Source organism: Streptomyces aurantiacus (genome assembly GCF_001418335.1).
Classification (GTDB): Bacteria; Actinomycetota; Actinomycetes; order Streptomycetales; family Streptomycetaceae; genus Streptomyces; species Streptomyces aurantiacus.
Genome location: NZ_LIPP01000185.1, coordinates 1 through 12,798 on the forward strand (window position 1 = coordinate 1; position 12,798 = coordinate 12,798).

The window sequence follows — 12,798 nt, forward strand, 5'->3', positions numbered from 1 at the left end:
TCCCGGCACCCCCGGCGGAGCCACTCCCGGCAGAGCCACCCCCGACAGCACCCCCCGCCTGCGCCGACGTGTCCAGCGTCAGCGACACCGCGGACTTCGTCGGCGTGCACGTCGTCGTCGTACCGAGCGCCTTCACCGTCAGCACCCCCGGCGAAAGCGTCGACTTCCCGTCCGCGCCCGGCTTGTACGTGCCCGTCAGGTCGGGGATCACCATGGGATCCCCCGACTTGATCGCCTCGGCGTTCGTCGGCCCCTCGACCGGCACCGTGCCCTTGTCGGCGCCGCCCAGCACGACCTCCATCGACGGCTTGACCGAGTCCGCCGGGATGTCGGCGGGGCTGTCCATCACGGACCCCTTGAACTTGACGGTGAGGTCGTAACTCCCGCCGTCCTTCTTGGCATTGATCTGCACCGGCGAGGTCGCGTTCTTGTCCCCGATCGGGGTCTTGCACGCGTAGGGGATGTCGACTTCCTTGCCGGTGAAGTCGGTCTGACCGCCACCACCGGTGGTCCCACCCGTGTCGCTGCCGCCGCTCTCGCTCTCGGTCGGGCTCGGCGTGCCGCCGGTGGGCGGCGGGCTGGTGGGAGGATCGGTGGGATCAGGCGGTTCGGACGTCGGATCGCCGTTCCCCGCCGTGACGTTGATGGTCGCCGCGGGCTTCACCGTTTCCGTGGGCGTGCATTTCGTGTCCGTCGACATGACGTTGATGGCGTACGCGTCCGGCGTCAGCGTCACCGCGCCCGCCGTCGTCAGCTTCAGTTTGCCCTTCATGTCGGACAGGACCATCGCCCCGCCCTTGGGAATCGCCGGGTTCTCGCGGGGCCCCTGCATCGCGACGGACGCGGCCTGCGCACCGGCCGCCTTGAGGGTGCCGGACGGCTGGACGGAGTTCGCGGGCAGGTCGATGAGGTCGGGGTTCTTGGACGCGGCCTGCGTGAACTTCCACACCACCTCGACCTCGTCACCGACCTTCGCCGTAGCAGGCGCGGTGATCTCCACCTTGGTGGTGCCCTTGACCGTCGGCAGCCCGGAGACCGGCGGCGGTACGCAGTCGGTCGCGTAGGACACCTCGGCGGCCTGGGCGGGCGCCGCCGCCACGCCCAGCAGAACTCCCGCACCGCCGAGCATCATCGCGACCCCGGCCGCGCTCGCTCTCCGACCGGCTCCGGGTCCTTTCGACCTCGATCTGGGCCGGACTCTCCGTTGCGTACTCACGTGTTTCCCTTCCTGGTGGAGGTCGTCGAAGTGTTCTCGTGCGGTGCGGAGAGCTGATCGGCCTCGGCGGCCCGCGGATCGGTGTCCGGGGTGAACCAGGGCAGGGCCGAGTTGGTACGGGCCCGTGCACCCGTACTCGTACTCGTACTCGTACCGGCGTCGGACTCCCTGGAGGCCGACGAAACCGTGGATTTCGGTACCCGGAGGGTCCGAGCCCCGGCCCGAGTCCGAGTCCGCAGGGCCCCGAGGGTGCGGTTGACGTCAGGCAGCCGCAGCCCCCCGCGCCGCACACCGTGCGCCCCCCGGCCGGGCCGTCCCGACCGCCCACCGCCGCCGAAGCGTCGGCCTCGGGCGGACGACCCGCGCGGCCGTATCCGGTCCACCACGGCCATCCCGATCCGGAACAGCGCGCCCGGTACGACGACACAGACCAGGATCCAGAACAGCGTCACGCCCCAGGGGCGGCCCACACCCCACGGCTGTTCGGCGAGCACCTTGCCGCCGAACTTCAGGGAGACCGTGTAGTCGCCGTGCGCACCGGCCGTCAGCTCCACCGGCAGGGTGATCCGTGCCTTCTTGCCGGGGCCGATGGTGCCGCGCCACTGCTGTTCCTCCCACTGCGGGGCGAACACGCCGTGCGAGGTGCCGACCTGGAAGACCGGGTTCTTCACGGCGGCGGTACCGACGTTACCGATGGTGAAGACGAGCCTGCGGGACGGCGGCGCGCCGAACCAGGTGAGCAGGCCGCTCGACCCGTCGAGCCGGGTGTCGGTGAGCACCGAGAGCCGTCCGCCGCTGTCCTGCTTCGGCAGCGGCTCGACGTCGTGTCCCGCGACCAGGAACGGGGCGTCCGCCTCCGCCTTCGCCCCGGTGACCGTCGCGACATGCACCACGCAGGGGCACGGTTCGGGCGGTTCGGCGACCGGCAGCTTCTTGCTGAAGCGGCCCTTCGCGTCGGTGGTGACGGCACGCCCGTCCGCGTTGGCACAGGAGTTGGTCCCGCCGATCACGCCCCGTTCGGTCGAGGACTGACCGCAGACGAGCATCATCAGCAGGGCGTTCGCCCGCCATCCGGTACCGCTCACCGTGATCGAACCGCCCGTCCCCGCCTGGGACTTGGAGAGCTTCACCTGCGGCTTCTCCGCCGCGGCGGCGGTACCCCCCAGCAGCGGGAACAGCACGAGCGAGAGCGCCACGACCACCGCCGCCACGGCCGCCCGCCACCGACACACCCCTTCAGCCGTGCCGCTCACATCACCGCTCCTGTCGACTCGACTTCCGTACGCGGCTGTCCGGCGGCCCCTGCCCGACTGGGCTGCCCCGGCTGCCCCCGAAGCCGTACGCGCCATACGCGCCGTACCCGCCGTACGAACCAGAGGGCGCCCCCCGCACACACCGCGAGCCCGGACAACGCGCCCACCACCGCCGCGGCCCACGGCGCGAACCACGCTTTCGTGCCCGCCCCGGCATGCGCCCCGCCCGCCGCCGTGACCGTCAGTTCGACGTCGACGCCGTCGAGGGCAGGCGGATCGGGCCAGGGTTCGTCGAGCCTGACCCGGCGGCCGGGGAGCAGCTCGACGGGCAGGGTGCGCGGGGCCCGGTCGAGCACCTCGCCGAACAGTCCCTCGGCGTGTACGGCGAGCTTCGGGGTGAGCACGGTGGTGCCGCGGTTGACCAGTTCGTAGGAGATCCGGCCGTCGTGGACCTTCACGTGCTCGACCGTGAGTGCGGAGAGGGTCGGTCCGCCGACCCGCAGATGGACCCGTACGGCCGCGGTCCGGCCACCGGCGCTCGCGAGGATCGCGCCGGGGTGGTCGCCGGGCGCGGTGCCCGCCGGGACGCTCACGGTGAAGGGCACGTCCGCACGGGTACGTGCCGGGATGCGTACCGTCCGTTCGGCGAAGGTGATCCAGGCTCCGGTGTCCTTCGCCCTCGCCCTGGCCCGTACGGAGAGCGCGCCGTCGCCGCCTTTGTCGGCGTCGGCGCCCCGGAACCGTACCGTCAGGGGCTTCCCGCCCGGGTTGCGCACCGAGACGGTGTCCTCCAGAACCGTGCCGGGCGCCCCTTCCGCGTAGAAGTACGGCCGGCCGTCGCGCCCGCCCGTCGAGGGCACGACGGACCAGTCGTCGTCGGCCACGGAGAACGAGGCGACGCCGAGCACGGTCACGGAGGCCATGGAGGCAAGGCAGAGGGCACGGACGACGAACGGCATCGGCGGCTCCGAGGCAGTAGGGGCGGTGCGCCGGCGCGGTTCAGCCGCGGGCCTGGTTCCTCCGGGTCAGCCACAGCACGCCCGCGGCGCCTGCCAGGAGCACGGTGCCGCCGAGCGTGCCGAGCGCGATCGCGGAGTCCTCGGGCCCGGTCTGCGGCAGTTCCTCACCGCCCGCGGGAGAATCCGCCGAAGACCCCGAGGAACCCGTGGACCCCGTGGAGCCCGTCGCACCGCCACCGCCCGCCGCCTTGACGTCCAGCGTCAGGGAGGGCTTCGGGCTGTTGCCGGGGGTGCACGTGGTCGTCGTACCGAGGGCCTTGATGGTCAGTACGCCCGCGGTGAAGGTGACCTTGCCGGTCCCCTTCGGGGTGTACGTCCCGGTCAGGTCGGTGATCTTGATGGGGGTGTTGGCGGGAATCGCCTCGGGGTTGGGCGGGCCCTTGACCGACACGGTGCCGCTGTCGGCGCCGCCGAGTTTGATGACCGCGCTCGGGTCCATCGCGCCCTTGCCCAGTTCGACGGGGCTGGACGAGACGCCCTTCTCGAAGGTCATCGTGAGCCGGTAGCCGCTGCCGCTCTTGACGCCCTTGATGTCGATGGGCGAGACGGCCGACTTGTCACCGATCGGGGTCTTGCACTGGTAGTTGACGTCCACCACGTCGGCCCTGGCTGCGGGGGCGGCCATCAGCACCGCCGACCCGGCCAGGGCCGCGGCGGACGCGAGCGCGGCGGTTCGTTTCTGGTACGTCCGGTATGACACGGTCCCCTCATTCCTGACGGAACATCAGATCGGCCGTCAAGGTACGCCCGGGCCCTTGCCGAGGGAAGACAAAGCACACACCGGATCCGTGCGGATCCGACGCGCATCGAGTGAGAACGAGAAGGATCACGAACCGCGGGTAACCCTGAGAGGGCGCAGCCCTCGACAGGGGCGCGGAAAACTGCGCGACAAGCCACGACGCACCCGCAGACGAAAACACCCGACGCCAAGGCCCCCGCACGCAACACAACGACACAACGACACAACGCCAAACCCAGCGGAGCGCCTACGCAGGGGCTCCAAGCTCCGCCCAGACCGTCTTCCCCGCGACCCCAGTCGTCCGGATCACACCCCAGTCCAGACAGAGCCGCTGCACGATGAACATCCCGTGCCCTCCGGGGCGGCCCGCCCGATGCGGCGTCCGCGGAGCCGGCTGGCCCGTACCCCGGTCGGAGACCTCGACCCGGAGTACTTTCTTCTCGCAGGCGATCCGGAGCTCGTCCGGACCCTCGGCATGCAGGCAGGCGTTGGTGACGAGTTCGGAGACGACCAGCAGAACGTCCTCCGCCGCGGCCCGCTGGTCGGCGCCGGCCGCGGGCAGCCAGCCCCACTCGTACAGAGCCTGGCGGGCGAAGTCACGGGCGAGGGGGACGACTCCGCTGGCGCCGTCGAAGTTCAGCCGACGGGTCCGACGCCCGGCGGGTGTGCCGCCCGGAGAGGTCCCGGAAGCGCCGCCGTCACCCGGTTCCGGGCCGCGGTCGCCCGGCGAGTAAGGCCGGGTGGTGCTCATCAGCGCTTCACCTCACCGATTCACCAGTTCACGATTCAAGACTCAGTTCTCAGCACACTCGGCGCACTCAGCACACTCCGTACTCAGCGCACTCGGCACGCCGGGAAAGTCCAGGACGCTCGGGATGAGGGAGTCGTCCGGGACTGCGGCGTGCCTGCCACTCGGTCGGTTGACATATTCAGGATGTCTTCTGCCCGACCGAACCGTCAGAACACCCACTTATTCGGTACGGGTGCTGTGACTCTGATAACCCGCTGATCACACAGGGGCAACCTGAGCACAACATTGCCGCAGGACGGCAGCTCAGGGCGACTGATCGCCCCGGTCGGGACCGCCCGGCCCGGAACCATCGGAACGACCCGGCGCGGAACCGTCGGAACGACCCGGCGCGGAACCGTCAGACCGACCCGGCCCGGAATCGCCCGGCCGCCGCCCACCCTTGTCCTCGCCCAACGCCGCTCCGAGTGTGTCGTGCACGGTGAAGACGGCCTCCGCCCCGGTGATCTCGAAGACCCGGGCCACCACCGGCAGCATTCCGGCCAGGTGGACTCCGCCGCCCGCCGCCTCGGCCCTCAGCCGGGCGCCGAGCAGTACGTTGAGTCCGGTGGAGTCGCAGAACTCCAGTTGTGAACAGTCCACGACCAGACGCGCGAACCCGCGGTCGAGGCAGTCCTCGACCGGTTCGCGCAGAAGATCCGCTGTGTGGTGATCCAGCTCACCCGCCGGGGTGATGACGGCACTAGTGCCCTCTTCTCGCACCTCGACCAGAAGCCGGCCCGACTGTGCGCTGCCGACCGTCCCGCGGTCCATGCCGTCTCTCTCTTCCGACTCTTCCGACCGTCACGATTGCTGATTGACGCCCTCGAACCCTACGCCTTCCCTGCACACTCCGACACCCGAACAACCGCCAAGAATCGGACATTTCACCGCAAAACTCACTTGCGGGGGAGTCGCGAAAGCGGGTAGGGCTAGTAGGGACAGTTTTCGACACGGCCGGCTTTGGAGGCGCCGCACACCGCAGTGCACGTATTGGCATCGGCAGCCATATGCCGAGAACGATGGAGGACATCATGTCACCCCGGCTCGACGAATCGCAGACCCAGAGGGCGACGTCGACACGCCCGCTGGAACAACTGGAAGAGGAGTCCGCCGACGAGAATGCCGGCCTCGCCGGACTTCCTGAGATCCCGCCCTTCGCCGAGGTGGGTCCGATGGACGCACGGGCGTTGTCCAAGACCCTCTTCGAGCGGCTCGAATCGCTGGAGGAAGGGACGCCCGAGTACTCGTACGTCCGTAACACCCTGGTCGAACTCAACCTCGCCCTCGTGAAGTTCGCCGCCTCCCGGTTCCGCTCGCGCAGTGAGCCGATGGAGGACATCATCCAGGTCGGCACGATCGGCCTGATCAAGGCGATCGACCGCTTCGAGCTCAGCCGTGGCGTCGAGTTCCCGACCTTCGCGATGCCGACCATCGTCGGCGAGATCAAGCGCTTCTTCCGTGACACGTCATGGTCGGTGCGGGTGCCGCGCAGGCTTCAGGAACTCCGCCTCGACCTGGCCAAGGCGGGCGACGAACTCGCACAGCAACTGGACCGCGCTCCGACAGTGGGAGAGCTGGCGGAGCGTCTGGGGCTGTCGAACGACGAGGTCGTCGAGGGCATGGCCGCGTCCAACGCCTATACGGCCAGTTCGCTGGACGCCCAGCCGGAGGAGGACGACTCCGAGGGCGCGCTGGCGGACCGTATCGGTTACGAGGACCACGGGCTTGAGGGCATCGAGTACATCGAGTCGCTGAAGCCGCTGATCGCCGAACTTCCGCAGCGTGACCGGCAGATCCTGTCACTGCGCTTCGTCGCCAACCTGACCCAGTCGGAGATAGGTGACGAGCTGGGCATCTCACAGATGCACGTGTCGCGACTGCTGTCACGGACGCTGGTGCGGCTGCGCAGGGGGCTGACCGTCGAGGAGTAACACGTCCGCGGCAGGGGTGACCGCACCTTTGCCGCTTTGCCGCGCGCGGGGCCGAGCCGGACAATCCGGCTCGGCCCCGCGCGCGTTCCACTACCTACGCCCTACGGCTCTCCGCTCGGCGGACCCGTACGGTTCACGCCCTCTCGGAGAAGAGCTCCCCGGCATCACAGATTACGCAGAACGCTCTCGGCCCTCTCCAGAGCCCGGCCCTCTTCCCGGCCTTCCTCACGCATCTGCTTCGCCGTCATCAGGTCCCTTTCTGTGCCATGTGATCAACGAGTCAGATGGCAGCCAGGTCACACCACACGTACTTGCCGTGGCTGCCGTGCCGGGACAGTGGCTGCCAGCCCCAGACGTCGGCGCAGGCGCGGACCAGGGCGAGGCCTCTGCCGCCCTCGGCGTCGTCCGCGAGGTCGGCCAGTTCCCCCGGGGGCTCGGGAGGTTCGGGGTCCGCGTCCCACACGCCGATCCGCAGGCCGCCCGCCGACCAGCGGACCCAGAGGGTCGCGGGCCCCTTCGTGTGGAGTACGGCGTTGGCGACCAGCTCGGTCGCGAGGAGTTCGGCCGTGTCCACGAGGTGGATCAGGCCGTGCATGGTGAGGATCAGGCGGAGCGTGCGGCGGCAGATGGTGACGGCGCGGGGGTCTTGCGGGATGGAGATGGAGTACTCCCAGGGTTCTGTTTCGTTTTCGGGCATGCGTCAGCTCCAGGGGTGGGGAGTGAGGATGGTGAATGACCGGCGGTGGCATTGACGCAGCCGTCATGGCAGGACGGAGCGGCGCGCTTCCGCAGCGTGATTGCGACATCACTGACGGTAGGGTAGGAATTCCTACCGACGCAACCGGCTCGCGTATTCTGACCCGAACGAGGAGTCCCAGAGAGGCAGTTGCCCGGATGACCATGCGGAACCAGCCCACCGCACGACAAGCACGCCTGGGCTCCGAGCTGCGCAAACTACGTCAATCCGCCGGCAAACCAGCCAAAGAGGTGGCTGGACTCCTCGGGTCGAGTTCAACGCACATGAGCCAGATCGAAGCCGGCAGTTCGGCGATCAGCGAGGAGCGGCTACGCCGGTTGGCAGCTCACTGCGCCTGCACGAACGAGGAGTTGATCGAGGCCCTCGTAGCAATGGCGACCGAGCACGCACACGGGTGGTGGGACGAGTACCGGGGAGTCCTGCCCCAGGTAAACCTTGACGTGGCCGAGGCCGAGCACCATGCGCAGTTCCTGCGGGAAGTCGTCATCACGCATGTTCCCGGGCTGCTCCAGACACCGGACTACGCGCGTGCGGTGTTCGGCTACATGCGCCCGGAACTACCAGAGAGTGAGCTGGCGCCCAGGGTGGAGCACCGGATGAAACGGCATACCGTCATCGAGGGCGACAACCCTGCCCCGTACGAGACGATCGTCCACGAGTTCGCGCTGCGCATTCGCGTGGCCGACCGCCGGGCATCCCTCTCTCAGCTCCGCCGAATCCTGGACGAGATCGAGCAGGGACACGTCACCGCACGCGTCATCCCGACCGAACTGGACGGCTTCGGCGGTGCCGACGCATCGTTGATGTACATGGATGGGCCCCTGCCCCAACTGGACACTGGTCTTCTCGACGCACCCACCGGGATCATGTTCATTGATGCAGAGGCGGAGCTGAAACGGCTCCGAACACTCTTCCGTAAGGTAGAGACGGCGTCGTTGGACCCCACGGCGTCACGGGACTTCATCCACCGCTTGACGAAGGAACTGTGAGGCGTGCCATGGACCACACTCTGCACTGGCAAAAGTCCACCTTCTCGGGGGGCGGCGAAGGCAACACCTGCGTCGAGATCGCCACCTCCCCCGGGATCCTCCACCTCCGCGAGAGCGACACCCCCGGCATCGAACTCATCACCACAACCGGCCCGTTGACCCACCTGATACGCGGTGTGAAAGCGGCCGAGGCCGCTACCACCGCCTAATCACACCCGCGTACCCCTGCGCCACACCTCCCGCACCAGCGGCACCCCCGGCCGGTACGCCAGGTGCACATGGCTCGGGGCGTCGAGGAACGCGAGGTCGGCGTACGCGCCAGGGGCCAGCCGGCCGACGTCCTCGCGGCGCAGCGCCGCGGCTCCGCCCGCCGTGGCCGACCACGCCGCCTCGTCCGGGGTCATCCCCATGTCCCGTACCGCCAGCGCGATACAGAACGGCACGGACGACGTGAAGGACGAGCCCGGGTTGCAGTCCGTCGAGAGGGCGACCGTGACGCCCGCGTCGACCAGGCGGCGGGCGTCCGGCCACTCCGCCCGCGTGGAGAACTCCGCGCCGGGCAGCAGGGTCGCCACCGTGGCCCCGCTCGCCAGAGCGTCCACGTCGGCGTCCGTCAGGTGCGTGCAGTGGTCCGCGCTCGCCGCGTCCAGCTCCACCGCGAGCTGCACTCCGGGGCCGTACGAGAGCTGGTTGGCGTGGATGCGCGGGTGCAGGCCCTTCGCCCTGCCCGCCGTGAGGATCGCGCGGGCCTGGTCCCCGTCGAAGGCGCCCTTCTCGCAGAAGACGTCGATCCAACGGGCGTACGGGGCGCACGCGTCCAGCATTTCGCCGGTGACGAGCGCGACGTACGCGGCGGGATCGTCCGCGTGGTCCGGCGAGACGATGTGCGCGCCGAGATACGTGACCTCGTCGGTGTGCGCGGCAGCGATACGCAGGGACCGTGCCTCGTCCTCGACCGTCAGCCCGTAGCCGGACTTCGTCTCGAACGTGGTCGTGCCCTGGCGCAGGGCCTCGGCGAGGTAGTGGGTGAGGTTGCGCTCCAGTTCCGCGTCGCTCGCCGCGCGGGTGGCCGCGACGGTCGTCCGGATGCCGCCGGCGCTGTAGGCCCGGCCGGACATACGGGCGTTGAACTCCTGCGTGCGGTCGCCCGCGAAGACGAGGTGCGAGTGGGAGTCGACGAAGCCGGGGATCACCGCGCGGCCACCGGCGTCGACCCGATTGTCAGTGGCGGGTGCTTTTCTTGAATCACCGGTCCACGCGATGCGGTCGCCGTCGATGACGACGGCCGCGTCCTGGATCAGACCGAGAGGGGACCCGTCACCGAGGGAGGGATCGTTGGTGACCAGACTGGCGATGTTGGTGATGAGGGTGGTCGTGCTGCTCGTAGCGCTGCCTGTGCTGCCTGTGCTGCTCGTGCTGCTCATGGCGTCCTCGGGGGAGGTCGGGGCGACGGGGGCGGGATTCAGGCTCGCAGCGCTTCGATCGCGTTCGCGAGGGCCTGCGGCACGTTCGGGACGAGGGCGTGCGCCCCGTCGCGTACGACGTGACGGCCGCCCACGACCGTGTGCCGCACGTCCGCCGCTGTCGCGGCGAATACGGCCGTCTCGGCGCCGAGCCGCGGCAGTGTGCCCGCTGTTCTGACCGAGTCGAGCGCGATCGTCGTGAAGTCGGCGAGCGCACCCGCTTCGAGCGTGCCCGCGTCGGCCCAGCCCAGGGCCGCGTGGCCGTCCGCGGAGGCGGCGCGAAGGAGCGCCGCCGCCGTCCAGTGGCCCCGGGTGCGGCTGCTCAGGCGCTCGTTCAGTTCCATCGCGCGCGCTTCTCCGAGCAGGTCGACGACGGCGTGGCTGTCGGAGCCGAGGGACAGCGGGGAGCCCGCCTTCTGGAGCGCGACGGCCGGTCCGATGCCGTCGGCGAGGTCTCGCTCGGTGGTCGGGCACATGCAGGTGCCGGTCCCGGCGTGGCCGAGCAGCGCGATGTCCTCGTCGGTGAGGTGGGTGTTGTGCACGCCCGTGGTGCGCGGGCCGAGCACCCCGTGGTCGGCGAGCAGTTGCGTGGGCGTGCGGCCGTGGGCCGCCAGGCAGGCGTCGTTCTCCGCCGTCTGCTCGGACAGGTGCACGTGGAGCGGGGCCCGCCGCTCCTCGGCCCACCGCGCCACCGTCGCCAACTGCCTCGCGGGCACGGCCCGTACGGAGTGGATGGCGGCCCCGATCCGCGCGTGATCCCGGTCCTTGAGAACTGAACAGCGTGTCGCCCAGGCCTCCGCGGTGCCGTCGGAGAAGCGGAGCTGGTGCCGGTTCGGCGGCTGTCCCCTGCGCGCGTCGAGCAGGCCGGCGGCGAGGTAGGCGGTGTCGAGGAGCGTGATGCGGATGCCCGCCTCCGCGGCGGCCTCGATCAGCGCCTCACCCATGGCGTTCGGGTCGGCGTACGGGGCACCGCCCGGCGCATGGTGCACGTAGTGGAACTCGCCGACGGCCGTGACGCCGGCGAGGGCCATCTCGGCGTACACCGCGCGGGCCAGCGCGTGGTACGTGTCCGGGGTCAGCCGGTCCGCGACGGAGTACATGATCTCGCGCCAGGTCCAGAAGGTGCCGGAGCCGACCTGGACGGTGCCGCGCAGGGCCCGGTGGAAGGCGTGGCTGTGGGTGTTGGCGAGGCCGGGGACGGTCAGGCCGCGCAGGATCTCCGCTCCGGGCGGTGGGGCCTCGGCGCCCGTGCGGACGGCGGCGATCCGTCCGTCCGTGCCCACGTCGAGGGCCACGCCCGGCTCCACGTAGGAGTCGAGCCAGGCGTGCTCCAGCCAGTACGTCGTGCCTCGCGTGCTCACTTGCAGGCCAGCCCTTCCAGTACGTCGGCGAGTGCGGTCACCCCGGCCGCGCAGTCGTCCTCGGCGGCGTACTCGGCCGGCGAGTGCGAGACGCCCGTGGGGTTGCGTACGAACAGCATGGCGGTGGGGATCGAGCCGGAGAGGATTCCGGCGTCGTGTCCCGCACCGGTCCCGAGGACGGGAATCCTCAGACCCGAGTCTCTACCCCCAACGATGCGGGTGATCTCGTCCCGCAGGGCGTGCTCGAACTCGACGACCGGGGTGAACGACTCCCGGACGACGTCGAGGTGGATGCCGTGCGCGTCGGCGTACTCGCGGGCGGCCTTCTCGATGCCGTGGACGACCGTGTCGAGGGTCGTCTGGTCCGCGGCGCGGGAGTCGAGCCAGCCGCGTACGAGGGAGGGGATGGCGTTGACGCCGTTCGGCTCGACCGAGATCTTGCCGAAGGTGGCCACGGCGCCCGCGAGCTCTGCCTCGCGACGGGCCGCGAGCACGGTCTGCGCGTACGACAGCATGGGGTCGCGGCGGTCCACGAGGCGGGTGGTGCCCGCGTGGTTGGCCTCGCCTCTGAAGTCGAACCGCCACCGCCCGTGCGGCCAGATGGCACTGGCGACGCCGACCTGGTCGCCGGTCAGGTCGAGGGCTCGCCCCTGTTCGACGTGCAGTTCGACGAACGCGCCGATACGGTCCAGGCGGTCAGGGTCCGGCCCGATGGCGTCCGGGTCCTGTCCTGCGGCCTCCATGGCCTGCGGGAGGGTGATCCCGTCGGCGTCGGTGAGCCGGTGTGCCTGCTCGACGGTGAGTTTCCCGGCGGTGAGCCGCGAGCCCACACAGGCCAGTCCGAAGCGGGCGCCTTCCTCGTCGCCGAAGTTCACGATGGCGAGGGGTTTGGTGAACCGCGCGTTCCTGCCGCGCAGTTCGTCCAGCGCGGCGAAGGAGGACACGACGCCGAGGGGCCCGTCGAAGGCGCCGCCGTCGGGCACGGAGTCGAGGTGGGACCCGGTGACGACGGCGTCCCCGGCCGACGGGTCCCCGAGCCAGGCCCACTGGTTACCGTTCCGGTCCACCTCGTGGACGAGCCCGCGCGCCTGCGCCTGCGCCCGGAACCAGGCACGGCAGTCGGCATCGGCTCCGGTCCAGGCGAACCGCCGGTAGCCACCGGATGCGGGGTGCCGCCCGATGGGCTCCAACTGCCGCCACATCTCAAGAAAGGAGGGACTTTTCAGCCCGTCCGGCGTTTGAGGACGAGGCCGTTCAGGCCGATCGGGGGTCTGGGGGCG

The 12,798-nt window shown here is 70.1% G+C and carries 12 protein-coding genes and 1 pseudogene; 3 read left to right on the forward strand and 10 right to left on the reverse strand.

Features of this window, described 5'->3' with window-relative positions; genetic code table 11:
• From AOK01_RS23960 to AOK01_RS23985, 6 genes and pseudogenes are all read right to left on the reverse strand, one after another.
• The coding region (locus tag AOK01_RS23960; RefSeq protein ID WP_055515073.1) for a hypothetical protein at positions 1–1,129 on the reverse strand (1,129 nt) is incomplete at its 3' end.
• 83 nt (positions 1,130–1,212) lie between these two features.
• The gene (locus AOK01_RS23965; protein ID WP_425424757.1) at positions 1,213–2,469 is read right to left on the reverse strand and encodes a neocarzinostatin apoprotein domain-containing protein; all 1,257 of its coding nucleotides are present in this window, start codon (positions 2,467–2,469) and stop codon (positions 1,213–1,215) included.
• On the reverse strand, positions 2,466–3,428 hold the full coding sequence (locus tag AOK01_RS23970; protein ID WP_055515075.1) for a COG1470 family protein: 963 nt from the start codon (positions 3,426–3,428) through the stop codon (positions 2,466–2,468). Before AOK01_RS23970 ends, AOK01_RS23965 begins: the two co-directional genes overlap by 4 nt.
• A gap of 40 nt (positions 3,429–3,468) precedes the next feature.
• On the reverse strand, positions 3,469–4,188 hold the full coding sequence (locus tag AOK01_RS23975; protein WP_055515077.1) for an LPXTG cell wall anchor domain-containing protein: 720 nt from the start codon (positions 4,186–4,188) through the stop codon (positions 3,469–3,471).
• Between the two features lie 286 nt (positions 4,189–4,474).
• Positions 4,475–4,978, reverse strand: a complete 504-nt coding sequence (locus AOK01_RS23980; RefSeq protein WP_055515079.1) for an ATP-binding protein — start codon at positions 4,976–4,978, stop codon at positions 4,475–4,477.
• A gap of 444 nt (positions 4,979–5,422) precedes the next feature.
• Positions 5,423–5,788 (reverse strand): annotated as a pseudogene (locus tag AOK01_RS23985) (STAS domain-containing protein); the annotation flags it as partial.
• Between the two features lie 248 nt (positions 5,789–6,036).
• On the opposite strand from AOK01_RS23985, the gene AOK01_RS23990 reads away from it, so the two are divergent.
• Positions 6,037–6,948: an RNA polymerase sigma factor SigF gene (locus AOK01_RS23990; protein ID WP_055515081.1), complete on the forward strand. Its 912-nt coding sequence runs from the start codon at positions 6,037–6,039 to the stop codon at positions 6,946–6,948.
• Between the two features lie 280 nt (positions 6,949–7,228).
• On the opposite strand, the gene AOK01_RS23995 is transcribed toward AOK01_RS23990, so the two are convergent.
• Positions 7,229–7,645 (reverse strand): ATP-binding protein, encoded by a 417-nt coding sequence (locus AOK01_RS23995; protein ID WP_055515083.1) that lies wholly within the window; start codon positions 7,643–7,645, stop codon positions 7,229–7,231.
• A gap of 197 nt (positions 7,646–7,842) precedes the next feature.
• Between AOK01_RS23995 and AOK01_RS24000 the strand changes: the two genes are divergently transcribed.
• Together AOK01_RS24000 and AOK01_RS24005 are read left to right on the forward strand one after the other, a co-directional pair.
• Positions 7,843–8,694, forward strand: coding sequence for a helix-turn-helix domain-containing protein (locus AOK01_RS24000; RefSeq protein ID WP_055515085.1), 852 nt, complete (start codon positions 7,843–7,845; stop codon positions 8,692–8,694).
• Positions 8,695–8,702: 8 nt separating this feature from the next.
• Complete coding sequence (locus AOK01_RS24005) at positions 8,703–8,903, forward strand: DUF397 domain-containing protein (protein ID WP_055515087.1); 201 nt, start codon at positions 8,703–8,705, stop codon at positions 8,901–8,903.
• Here the strand turns inward: AOK01_RS24005 and hutI are convergent, their stop codons facing one another.
• Genes hutI through AOK01_RS24020 form a run of 3 tightly spaced genes read right to left on the reverse strand, consistent with a single transcriptional unit; the run spans position 8,904 to position 12,720 of the window.
• Positions 8,904–10,118 (reverse strand): imidazolonepropionase, encoded by a 1,215-nt coding sequence (gene hutI / locus AOK01_RS24010; RefSeq protein WP_245702389.1) that lies wholly within the window; start codon positions 10,116–10,118, stop codon positions 8,904–8,906.
• Between the two features lie 38 nt (positions 10,119–10,156).
• Positions 10,157–11,518: a formimidoylglutamate deiminase gene (locus tag AOK01_RS24015; RefSeq protein WP_055515089.1), complete on the reverse strand. Its 1,362-nt coding sequence runs from the start codon at positions 11,516–11,518 to the stop codon at positions 10,157–10,159.
• Positions 11,515–12,720 carry an allantoate amidohydrolase gene (locus AOK01_RS24020; RefSeq protein ID WP_107099900.1) on the reverse strand — a complete coding sequence of 402 codons (1,206 nt, stop codon included), beginning with the start codon at positions 12,718–12,720 and terminating at the stop codon, positions 11,515–11,517. Before AOK01_RS24020 ends, AOK01_RS24015 begins: the two co-directional genes overlap by 4 nt.
• Positions 12,721–12,798 lie beyond the last annotated feature (78 nt).

Bases quoted from the DNA above. Each gene is read 5' to 3' on its own strand.
- AOK01_RS24020 (WP_107099900.1), bottom strand. From the start codon at position 12,720: ATGTGGCGGCAGTTGGAGCCCATCGGGCGGCACCCCGCATCCGGTGGC.
- AOK01_RS24000 (WP_055515085.1), top strand. From the start codon at position 7,843: ATGACCATGCGGAACCAGCCCACCGCACGACAAGCACGCCTGGGCTCC.
- AOK01_RS23980 (WP_055515079.1), bottom strand. From the start codon at position 4,978: ATGAGCACCACCCGGCCTTACTCGCCGGGCGACCGCGGCCCGGAACCG.
- AOK01_RS23990 (WP_055515081.1), top strand. From the start codon at position 6,037: ATGGAGGACATCATGTCACCCCGGCTCGACGAATCGCAGACCCAGAGG.
- AOK01_RS23970 (WP_055515075.1), bottom strand. From the start codon at position 3,428: ATGCCGTTCGTCGTCCGTGCCCTCTGCCTTGCCTCCATGGCCTCCGTG.
- hutI (WP_245702389.1), bottom strand. From the start codon at position 10,118: ATGAGCAGCACGAGCAGCACAGGCAGCACAGGCAGCGCTACGAGCAGC.
- AOK01_RS24005 (WP_055515087.1), top strand. From the start codon at position 8,703: ATGGACCACACTCTGCACTGGCAAAAGTCCACCTTCTCGGGGGGCGGC.
- AOK01_RS23995 (WP_055515083.1), bottom strand. From the start codon at position 7,645: ATGCCCGAAAACGAAACAGAACCCTGGGAGTACTCCATCTCCATCCCG.